This window comes from Sorangium sp. So ce406, assembly GCF_051474675.1.
In the GTDB taxonomy this organism is placed as follows: domain Bacteria; phylum Myxococcota_A; class Polyangia; order Polyangiales; family Polyangiaceae; genus Sorangium; species Sorangium cellulosum_G.
The window spans coordinates 3400515-3410000 of sequence record NZ_CP150340.1 but is presented as its reverse complement, the minus strand read 5'-3'; the positions used below and the strand labels follow the sequence as shown (position 1 = coordinate 3410000).

At 71.9% G+C, this 9486-nt stretch carries 10 protein-coding genes (1 of these 10 cut by a window edge); 1 reads left to right on the top strand and 9 read right to left on the bottom strand.

The features are described 5' to 3' along the window. From WME96_RS12815 to WME96_RS12790, 6 genes are all read right to left on the bottom strand, one after another. A protein-coding gene (locus WME96_RS12815) for a peptidylprolyl isomerase (protein ID WP_437290417.1) crosses the window boundary here: on the bottom strand, positions 1–550 show its 5' portion. 314 nt of this gene lie to the left of the window's left edge; the window shows 550 of its 864 coding nt (coding positions 1–550); the start codon lies at positions 548–550; its stop codon lies beyond the left edge, outside the window. 116 nt (positions 551–666) lie between these two features. Continuing rightward, positions 667–849 (bottom strand): hypothetical protein, encoded by a 183-nt coding sequence (locus WME96_RS12810; RefSeq protein ID WP_061614223.1) that lies wholly within the window; start codon positions 847–849, stop codon positions 667–669. 100 nt (positions 850–949) lie between these two features. Then, positions 950–1792 (bottom strand): hypothetical protein, encoded by an 843-nt coding sequence (locus WME96_RS12805; RefSeq protein WP_437290416.1) that lies wholly within the window; start codon positions 1790–1792, stop codon positions 950–952. A 10-nt stretch (positions 1793–1802) separates the two neighbouring features. Continuing rightward, positions 1803–2657, bottom strand: a complete 855-nt coding sequence (gene ttcA, locus WME96_RS12800; protein ID WP_437290415.1) for a tRNA 2-thiocytidine(32) synthetase TtcA — start codon at positions 2655–2657, stop codon at positions 1803–1805. A 3-nt stretch (positions 2658–2660) separates the two neighbouring features. Further along, complete coding sequence (locus WME96_RS12795; protein WP_437290414.1) at positions 2661–4145, bottom strand: leucyl aminopeptidase; 1485 nt, start codon at positions 4143–4145, stop codon at positions 2661–2663. Between the two features lie 303 nt (positions 4146–4448). Continuing rightward, on the bottom strand, positions 4449–5375 hold the full coding sequence (locus WME96_RS12790) for a class I fructose-bisphosphate aldolase (protein WP_437290413.1): 927 nt from the start codon (positions 5373–5375) through the stop codon (positions 4449–4451). A gap of 303 nt (positions 5376–5678) precedes the next feature. Here WME96_RS12790 and fbp point away from each other — a divergent pair, with 303 nt between their 5' ends. Next, positions 5679–6731, top strand: coding sequence for a class 1 fructose-bisphosphatase (fbp, locus tag WME96_RS12785; protein WP_437290412.1), 1053 nt, complete (start codon positions 5679–5681; stop codon positions 6729–6731). Positions 6732–6792: 61 nt separating this feature from the next. Here fbp and WME96_RS12780 read toward each other — a convergent pair whose 3' ends face one another. The 3 genes from WME96_RS12780 to nadC all read right to left on the bottom strand — a co-directional run bounded on the left by WME96_RS12780 (position 6793) and on the right by nadC (position 9231). Beyond that, the gene (locus WME96_RS12780) at positions 6793–7446 is read right to left on the bottom strand and encodes a radical SAM protein (RefSeq protein ID WP_437290411.1); all 654 of its coding nucleotides are present in this window, start codon (positions 7444–7446) and stop codon (positions 6793–6795) included. A 115-nt stretch (positions 7447–7561) separates the two neighbouring features. Further along, on the bottom strand, positions 7562–8383 hold the full coding sequence (locus tag WME96_RS12775) for a biotin--[acetyl-CoA-carboxylase] ligase (RefSeq protein WP_437290410.1): 822 nt from the start codon (positions 8381–8383) through the stop codon (positions 7562–7564). Then, a complete protein-coding gene (gene nadC / locus WME96_RS12770) occupies positions 8380–9231 on the bottom strand; it encodes a carboxylating nicotinate-nucleotide diphosphorylase (protein WP_437292311.1) in 852 nt (283 codons plus the stop codon). Before nadC ends, WME96_RS12775 begins: the two co-directional genes overlap by 4 nt. Between the last annotated feature and the right edge of the window lie 255 nt (positions 9232–9486).

Below are 9486 nucleotides of genomic sequence, written 5' to 3'. Positions count from 1 at the left end.
CGGCAACGGGCGGGAGCGGCTGCGCGACGACCTCGAGGCCGTCGGCAGGGACCGCCTTCGCCGCGCTGATGAACGCGTCGGCGGCCGGGTCGGACGGCGGCTGCCTCGCCTCGACGGCGCGCGGCGGCTCGGAGCGCAAGGCCACGTCGCGCGCGGAGAGAACCGCCTTCCGGATCGCTTCGGCGAGCGCCCTCGCCCTCTCGCGCGTATCGTCGCCGGCGTCAGCCGAGAGCCTCACGACGGCGTGCACGGTGCGGTAGCCCTCGGGGCGGTCGAGCTCGAGCCAGTGCCGCTCGGTGGCGACGCGCAGCTCGTCGTCGGTCACCGGGCCGGCGCTCTCCGCCTCCTCTTTCAGGCGGTGAAGCAGCCGGCGGGCGAGCAGCGCGCTGATCTCGCGCTGCACCTCGGGAGCCTGATCGAGGCCGCGATCACGCGCCTCGGCGGCGAAGAGCGCATCGCGGATCGCCGCGTCCCGGGCCCGCGCAGGCGGGATCTGCTGCGCCGCCGCGATGCGAGCTACCGAGTCGACATGGATATCGCTCGCGCCCACGCGAGCCGCCACGTCGGGCGGCAGCGGCGGAGCGCCCCTCGCGGACGTGGATAGAGCAGCCCACGCGACGGACGCGCACAGGCACGCGGCAGCCGCGATCGCTCGGCGCCCAGGGCTCACGCGCTACCCCCGCGGGGACGAAGGATCTCCGTGGACGCCTTGAGCGAGAGCCCGCCGATCACCAGGAGGTAGATTGCCTTGAAATCCTGGCGATCGCCGAGCGCGTGGACCCCGAAGGCGAAGGAGAACGCCGCGGCGGCGAGGAGCAGAATCGCGAATACGTCGACTGCGCGGGACACGCGACCGAGTGTAACGCGATTTGACGGGGAGCCGGCGGGGATGCGGGGGAGGGTAAGCAACGAGAAGCGGGCCGAGGGCCACGGCCGAACCGCTGCTCAGTCAGCGCAGCATCATCACGACCGCCCCCAGGACGGCGAAGACGATCAGGACGAGCAACTGCCGGACGGCGCGATGAGTGAGCCTCCGTCCGCCGGCCGTGTGCCTGCGTCCGCGGGCGACGGCGACCCCGGAGGCGGCCGTGATCAGCGCGACGGCGCAGGCCACGGCGACCGCCTGGGCCAGCAGGGCGCGATCGGGGTCCCGGACGCGCCACGCGAGCACGAGGATGGCCAGGCTCACGAGCGCACCGAACGCGATCACCGCCGCGGCGAGCGGGGGCAGATGGGCCCGGGCCTGGAGGAGGGGGGCGTCCGGGTCCGGCTCCTGCGGGCGCCGCACGTCCCACCGATCGCGCCAGGAGAGCGCGAAGATGCCCCAGGCGATCGCGCCGATCGCCGCGCGGACCGGGTCGAGGCGCGACGGCTGGAGGGACGGCGACGCGAGCAGCCAGGTCAACGTGGCGAGCGCAAGGAAGGCAGAGATGCCGAGGTGCCGCGCGAGGCGGCGGTGGGTCGCGGCGAGCAGCGGCGCAGCGGCGCCGCAGAGAAAGGCGAGCGTGGCGGCGATGCTGGCGGACGTCGGCGCGCCGCGGCCGAAGGCGGCCGGCGCGACCGTGATCATCCACGCGACGATCGCCGCGAGCAGCGCCTGCGGAGCGCGGCCGGCGCCGAGACCCAGATCGAAGCGCCCTGCTCCGGGCTGCGCGGCCTCGGGGCCCTCCGAGCTCGACGGCCCCTCGAGCCCGCGCGCCCGCCTCCCGCCGCGTCCGCCAGCGGCCGTGGCGGACGACTCGGCTTCGCGCGGAGCGCCGATCGAGATCGCACCGGGGGCGTCCGTGCTCATGGGCGAGCCGCTAGGCCAGGTTCCTCAGCAGGTTGCCCACGGGCAGCACCTCCTGCGCCGGCGCACGCGCGCCGGTGTCGTCGCCGCTCGCGCCCCCCTCCTCCCGGGCGACCTCGAGCCCGAGGCGCTTCCAGAGGCCCGTGTCGAACAGGTGGCTCGGGCGCACGTTGCCGAGGGCGGCGAGCATATTCTGCCGCGCCCCGGGGTGGCGCGCGTCGAGCTCCGCGAGGAGCCGGCTCACCGCCTTGCGCTGGAGGTTCTCCTGAGATCCACACAGGTCGCACGGGATGATGGGGAAGCGCTCCTCCGCCGCGAACGCGGCGAGCTCGTCCTCGGCGCAGTAGATCAGCGGGCGGATCACGACGTTGTCGCCGTCATCGGAGACGAGCTTCGGCGGCATGGACTTGAGCTGGCCTGCGAAGATCAGGTTCAGCAGCAGCGTCGTCACGGCGTCGTCGCGGTGGTGGCCGAGGGCGATCTTCGAGCAGCCGAGCTCGCGCGCGATGCGGTACAGGATGCCGCGCCGCAGGCGGGAGCAGAGGGAGCAGTACGTCTTGTTCTCGGGGATCTTCTCGGTGACGATCGAGTAGGTGTCCTCGGAGATCATCCGGAAGTCGTGGCCGCCCGCGGCCATGTAATCGGCCAGGAGGTGTCCGGGGTAGCCAGGGTGCCCCTGGTCGATGTTGACCGCGATGACGCTGAACCGGACCGGCGCGCGGCGCGCGAGGTCCACGAGGAGCGCGTGCATCGCGTAGCTGTCCTTGCCCCCCGAGACAGCGCAGAGGATCCGATCGCCGTCGGCGATCATGTCGAAGTCGGTGATGGCGCGGCCCATGGCGCGCGCGAGCTTGCGGCGGAGTTGCACGATCTAACCGGTGAAGCCTTCGATGAGGCGGAGGAAGGTAAGCACGCCGTGGCCCGTCCCGCCCTTGGAGACGATACCGTACGGCTTGCTCGCCATCGACGGGCCGGCGATGTCCACGTGGACCCAGGGGACATCGCCCACGAACTCGCGCAGGAACAGGGCCGCCGTGATGGCCCCTCCCCAGCGGTCGGCCGTGTGCTTGATGTCGGCCCAGTCGCTCTTCAGGCCTTCGCGGAGCTCCTCGACCAGCGGCATCTGCCACATCGACTCGCCGGCGGCCTTCGCGGCGCCCCGCACGCGCTCCGCGAGCTCCTCGCGGTTCGAGAAGAAGCCCGACACCGTCGGGCCGAGCGCCACCATGCAGGCGCCCGTGAGGGTGGCGTTGTCGACGATGAAGTCCGGCTTCAGCGCACGCGCGTAAGCGAGGCAGTCCGCGAGGACGAGGCGCCCCTCCGCGTCGGTGTTGATGATCTCCACCGTCCTGCCGTCCAGGGAGCCGAAGATGTCTCCGGGGCGGTACGCCGCGCCGTCGGGCATGTTCTCCGCAGAGCCGATGATGCCGTGCACCTCGACGTTCGGCCTGGCGGCCGCGACGGCGGCCATCAGCGCGATCACGTTCGCGGCCCCGCCCATGTCCCCCTTCATCTCCTCCATGCCCGGAGCCGGCTTGATGCAGAGACCGCCGCTGTCGAAGGTCAGCCCCTTGCCCACGAAGACGAGCTTCCCCTTCGGCTTGCCGGAAGGAGCGTAGACCATGTGGATCAGCCGGGGCTCGTGCGCGCTCCCCTGCCCCACCGCCATGATGAGCTTCATGCCCCGCTTGATCAGCGCGGCCTTGTCGAACACGGTCACCTTGAGCCCGTGCTGCTTGCCGATCCCGGCGGCGACGCGCGCCAGGGCCTCGGGGTAGAGCTCGTTGGGCGGCTCGTTGACGAGATCGCGCGCGACGCAGATCGCCTCGCCGACCTGCTGGCCGAGCGCGACCGCGTCGCGCGCCGCCTTGCCCGGCTTGCCCTCGACGATCACGGTGCCGCGCGAGAGCGCGATCTTGGGCACGCGATCGCCCGTGAAGTAGCGGGTGAACCGGTAGGCCCCGAGCACGAGGCCCTCCGCGACGGACCGCTCCGCGCGCTCGACGCCGGGCGGCACCGCCACAGCGACGCTCTCGGCGCGCACGCCGTTCGCGAAGCGCGCGCCCTTCGCCGCGAGCACCCGGCACTCGACGTCGGTGACCTTGCCCGACCCGAGGCCGAGCAGCAGCACGCGGCCCGGCTTCAGCGCGCCGTTCGTCGCGAAGTCGATGCTCTGATCCTTCTTCCCCGTGAAGTCGTCCCGCTTGACCTGGTGGGCCACGTGCTCGCCCAGGGCCTCCACGAGCCTCGCGAGCACGCCCTCACCCGTCGAAGCGCCTTCGGGCACGCCGATGACGACGACGTCGACGGCGATGCTCAGCGGGTCTGACGAGGCGAGGTTCACTTTGATCGGCATGCGGTCTCCTGAGCCCGGACGTGGAGGGTTTCCAGCGGGGCATCTAATCACGAAGGGCTAACCCCGTCGACGTGGACGATGCCCGCGAGCGGTCGGCCCGAGGCGCGGCAGGGAGAGCGCTTCCCACGCGACAGCGACGCGGCGCGCAGCGGCGCTCAGGTCCGCTCGGGCCTCGTCGTCGGCAGAAGGCTGGCGTGGGCGGGCGCCGCGGGCTCGACAGGCGCCATTGCGGCGGAGCGCCGAGGCGATGCCTGGCTGGACCAGGGCCCCGCGTCCCCGCCCTGAACCCCCGGTCGAGGGGCGTCAGCGCGCGGACCGGTAGATCTGGATCACGTCGGCGAGGAGCTTCAACGCCTCGGCGCGAGGACGCTGGAACGCGTTCCGCCCCATGATCGAACCGAAGGAGCCGCCCGCCGCCATCTCGCGCACGTCCTCGAGCACGGCCTCGGTCGACCTCGCCTCGCCGCCGGAGAAGATCACCACGCGTTTGCCGTTGAAGGTCGTCTGCACGACGTGACGGATCCGGTCGGCGAGCGTCTGGATCGGGATGCTGTACTTCTCGTACATCTTCTTCGCCTCCTCCTGCTCGATATGAGCCGTCGGCGGCTTGACCTTGATGATGTGCGCGCCGAGCTGGGCCGCGATCGTCGCGGCATACGCGCAGACGTCGATGGCCGTCTCGCCCTGCTTGGACAGCCCGGCGCCGCGCGGGTAGCTCCAGACGATGACGACCAGGCCTTTGCGCCTGGCCTCCAGGGTGAGCTCGCGAAGGTCCTCGTACATGCGGTTCCTCGCGCCGGACCCGGGGTAGATCGTGTAGCCGACGCCGACGCATCCGAGCCGGAGCGCGTCCTCGACCGAACCGGTCACCGCCGAGATTGGCTGCTCCACCTTTGCCAGGGTGTCGCTGTTGTTGAGCTTCAGGATCAGCGGCACCTGGCCCGCGAACTTGGCCGCGCCCGCCTGCAGCGACCCGAGCGGCGCCGCGTACGCGCTGCACCCGGAGTCGATCGCGAGCTGAAAGTGGTAGTCGGGATCGTAGGCCTCGGGGTTCGGAGCGAACGATCGCACCGGACCGTGCTCGAAGCCCTGATCCACGGGCAGGATCACCAGCTTGCCGGTGCCCGCGAGCGCTCCGTGGTCGAGCAACCGCACGAGGTTGGTCAGCGTGCCGGGGTTCTCGGAGGAGTACCAGGAGAGGATCTGCTCGACACGGGTCGTGAGCGCCATGAATCACTCCGTCGATGGTGTTGCAGTGAGGAACGCAGGGCCGCCAAGAGCGCGAACCTGCCCCTCCCGATGCGCGCGTAGCGGCGCATACGGGCGGGCGGGCTCGGGCCGCATCGTCAGGAGCTGGACGAACGTGTCCAGCCAAACGCCCCCGAGGCCCGGCGCCCGGTGGATGTTGTACGGAGCCAGGGGATACGCAATTCTCGAAGCCGCGCCGGTCGGCTCTCGGGGGCAGCGGCAGCAGTCACAGGCGCGAGCAGCCGGCGGGGCGGTGACGTCCCTGGCCAACAACGCGGAGGGATCATGTCGCTCTCATCGGACCAACGGAACCTGAGCTGGAAGCCGCCGGAGGCCCAGTCACGGATCGGGATCACGCTCGAGACGTACATCCTCGAGGGAATGCTCGGGTTCCCCGCGGCGACGGGGGCGTTCACCTCGCTCCTGAACCAGTTCGGCCTGGCGGCGAAGCTCGTCACGTCCAAGGTCCGGCGGGCCGGCCTCGCCAATGTCCTCGGCTACACGGGACAGACCAACGTGCAGGGCGAGATCGTGCAGAAGCTCGACGAGGTCGCCAACGAGACGCTGCTCAGCGCGCTCGGGCGGCGCGGGCACTGCGCGGCCGTGGTCAGCGAGGAGCTCGGCGAGATGAGGCTCCTCTCCACCGACCCGCGCGCCAAGTACATCGTCGTCGTGGACCCGCTCGACGGCTCGTCCAACATCGACGTGAACATCTCGATCGGCACGATCTTCGGCGTGCTCCGCAAGAGCGACGCCAAGCTGGGCGCTGATCCCTCGGATTTCCTGCGCCCCGGCCGCGACCTGGTCGCGGCGGGCTACGTGCTCTACGGGTCGTCGACGCTGCTCGTCATCACGACCGGCCTCGGCGGCGTTCACGGGTTCACCTATGACCCGACCGTGGGTGAATTTTTCCTTTCCCACGAGAACATCCGTATCCCGGAGCGCGGCTCGACGTACTCCATCAACGAGGGCCACAGCGCGCGGTGGCCCGAGGAGGTGCGCCGCTGGAACGCCTGGATCAAGGAGGACAGCAAGCACGAGGGGAGGCCCTACGGCGCGCGGTACGTGGGATCGCTGGTCGCGGACGCGCACCGGACGCTCCTCAAGGGCGGCATCTTCGCTTACCCGGCCGATCGAAGCGGCCAGGGCAAGCTGCGGCTGCTCTACGAGGCGAACCCGTTCGCGTTCATCTTCGAGGCGGCCGGCGGCAAGGCGAGCACAGGATCCCACCGCATCCTCGATCTGGTCCCGAAGTCGCTCCACGAGCGGGTGCCGCTCGTCCTCGGCTCGCCCCGTGACGTCGAGGACTACGAGCAGTTTCTGCGCGGTGAGCGCTGAGGCGGCGAGAGCACGGCGCCGCCCCCTGCCCCGACGGGCCGCGGAGAGGGCGGCCCGCCGGTCAGACCCCCTGCGCGTCAGCGCCCCAGATCACCTTGTGGAGCTGGACCTGCACCCGGACGCGGAGGCCGTCGTCGAGCACCCACTGGACGAGATCTCTCGTCGAGAGCTTCCCCCAGACGCACGACGCGAGCAGCGTCACGCCGCGCACGTCGAGGCGCCGCTCGCGGATGGTGCCCCGCATCCACTCGTAGTCCGCCCGGTCGGCGAGCACGAACTTGATCTCGTCGCGCGGCGTGAGGTGGTCGAGGTTCGACCAGCGGTTCCGGTGGGACTCCCCCGAGCCGGGCGCCTTCAGGTCCATGATCTTGTGCACGCGCGGATCGACCCGGGAGACGTCGGCCTCGCCGCTGGTCTCGACGAGGACCGTGCGGCCCGCGTCGCAGAGCTCCGCGAGGAGCGGGAACGACGCGGGTTGCAGGAGCGGCTCTCCTCCGGTGAGCTCGACCAGCGGCGTGCCGAAGGCCAGCGCGCGCTCGAGGACGTCGCCGCGGCGGATCCGCTTGCCGCCGTAGAAGGCCTGCGTCGTGTCGCACCAGGAGCAGCGCAGGTTGCACCCGGTGAGCCGGACGAACGTGCACGGAAGCCCGGCGAACGTCGATTCGCCCTGCACGCTGGCGTAGATTTCGTGAACGACGAGGGTGTCTTCTTTCAAGGAAGCGACGCCTCCGAGGAGCCTGGTCGGCCTGGCAAGCTCCGCGCTGCCAGCGACCCGCGATGGGCGCAAGCTTTGGCCGCGCCGCGCGCGCAACGCAAGCGGCGCGAGGCGCTCAGCCGGACGTGACGCTGACTTCGCCCGCCGCCACCGCCCGGAGGACGCCATCCGCGCCGCGGACCAGGAGGTGCCCCTCGGCGTCGATGCCCGCCGCGACGCCGGCCACGCCCGCCACCTCGACGCGGCGGTCGCGCAGCCAGTCCATCCGGGCGAGATCCTCGGCGAAGGGGGCGAGCCGCCCGGCCTCGAACCTCGCCGCGGCGTCGCCGAGCGCCTGGAGCAGCTCCGCGGCGAGGACCTCGCGCGGCACGTCGTCGATCCCGAGCATCGCCAGCGACGTGGCCCGCGCCGAGAGCTCGGGCGGGAAGCGCGACGTGTGGACGTTCAGCCCGACGCCGACGATCACGCTGCTCACGGAGTCGCCGCGGAGCTGGGCCTCGACGAGGATGCCGGCCAGCTTGCGGCCCCCGACCAGCACGTCGTTCGGCCACTTGAGCCGCACCTCGGCGAGCGGGCCTCCGCCGGGCGCACCGAGGCGCGCCGAGGACGCGAGCCGCCGCTCGACGACGGACGCCACGGCGAGCCCCATGACGAGGGCGATCGGCGCCACGCTGCTCGCCGGCAGGCTGGGGCGCAGCACCACCGACAGGTAGAGGTTCTCCCCGGGCGGGGAGTGCCAGGAGCGCCCGCCGCGCCCGCGCCCCTGCGTCTGCGCGTCGGCGAGGAACGCAGCGCCGTGCGGCGCGCCGGCGGCGGCCGCGCTCCGCGCGTCGTCGTTCGTCGACGCGGTCTCCGCCGCCACGGCCAGCGGGCTGCCGAGCGGCGCGCCGAGGCGCGAGAGCTCGCGCTCGATGGCCCGCGCGTCGAGCGGCCTCACAGCGAGAGATCCAGCGCGATGTCGGCCGCCCGCGCCGAGTGCGTCAGCGCCCCGACGCTGATGACGTCGATGCCCGCCGCCGCCAGCTCGGGGATGCGCTCCAGCGTGATGCCGCCGGAGACCTCCAGGAGAGGCCGGCCGCGCTGCGACGACCGCGCGCGCGCGGAGGCGGTCTTGACGTCGGCGAGCGTGAAGTTGTCGAGCATGATGATGTCCGCGCCCGCGGCCAGCGCCTCGTCGAGCTCCTGGAGCGAGGCGACCTCGACCTCGACCTTCGTCGTGTGCGGGGCGCGCGCCCGCGCGCGGGCGATGGCCGTCGTGATGCCGCCCGCCGCGATGATGTGGTTGTCCTTGATCATCACCGCGCTCCCGAGGTTGTCTCGGTGGTTGTGCGCGCCACCGACGCGCACCGCGTAGCGCTCCAGGGCGCGGAGGCCGGGCGTCGTCTTGCGGGTGTCGGTGATGCGCACCCCGGACCCGGCCGGGATCGCCGCGGCGTAGCGGCGCGCCTCGGAGGCCACGCCGCTCATCCGCTGCGCCAGGTTCAGCGCGGTGCGCTCCGCGCTGAGGAGCGTGCGCGCCGCGCCGCGCACCGTCCAGAGCACGGCGCCTGTGTCGACCGAGGTGCCGTCCGGGACGAGCACCTCGCCCTCCACCGCCGGATCCAGGCGCTGGAAGACGCGGAGGAACACGGCCCCCCCGCACGCGACGAGCGGCTTGCGCGCGACCGCCTTCGCGGTGGCGCGGGCGGAGGCCTCGACACAGGCCTCGGTGGTGAGATCGCCCCCCGCGAGATCTTCTTCCAGAGCGCGATCGATCAAGGCATCGAGCAACGGCGCAGCCAGCACAGGCATCTCCCTCAGCGCCGCACCCCGGCGGCGCCCCCAGGTATACCCGCTCCCACGCGCGCGCATCAGCGCCGTCGTACCGTCAAGGCCTCACAATAACGCACTGCATCATCGCCAACCCCTGGGCTGGCGATTGCGACCTCGGCGGTATGGCTGCCCTGGACGGGACCGGGACGGGACGGATAGGGCTTGCGTCGCCGAAAAAACGGTGCCGATCGCGACCATCGCGACCTTGTGTCGCACAAATGGGGCTGA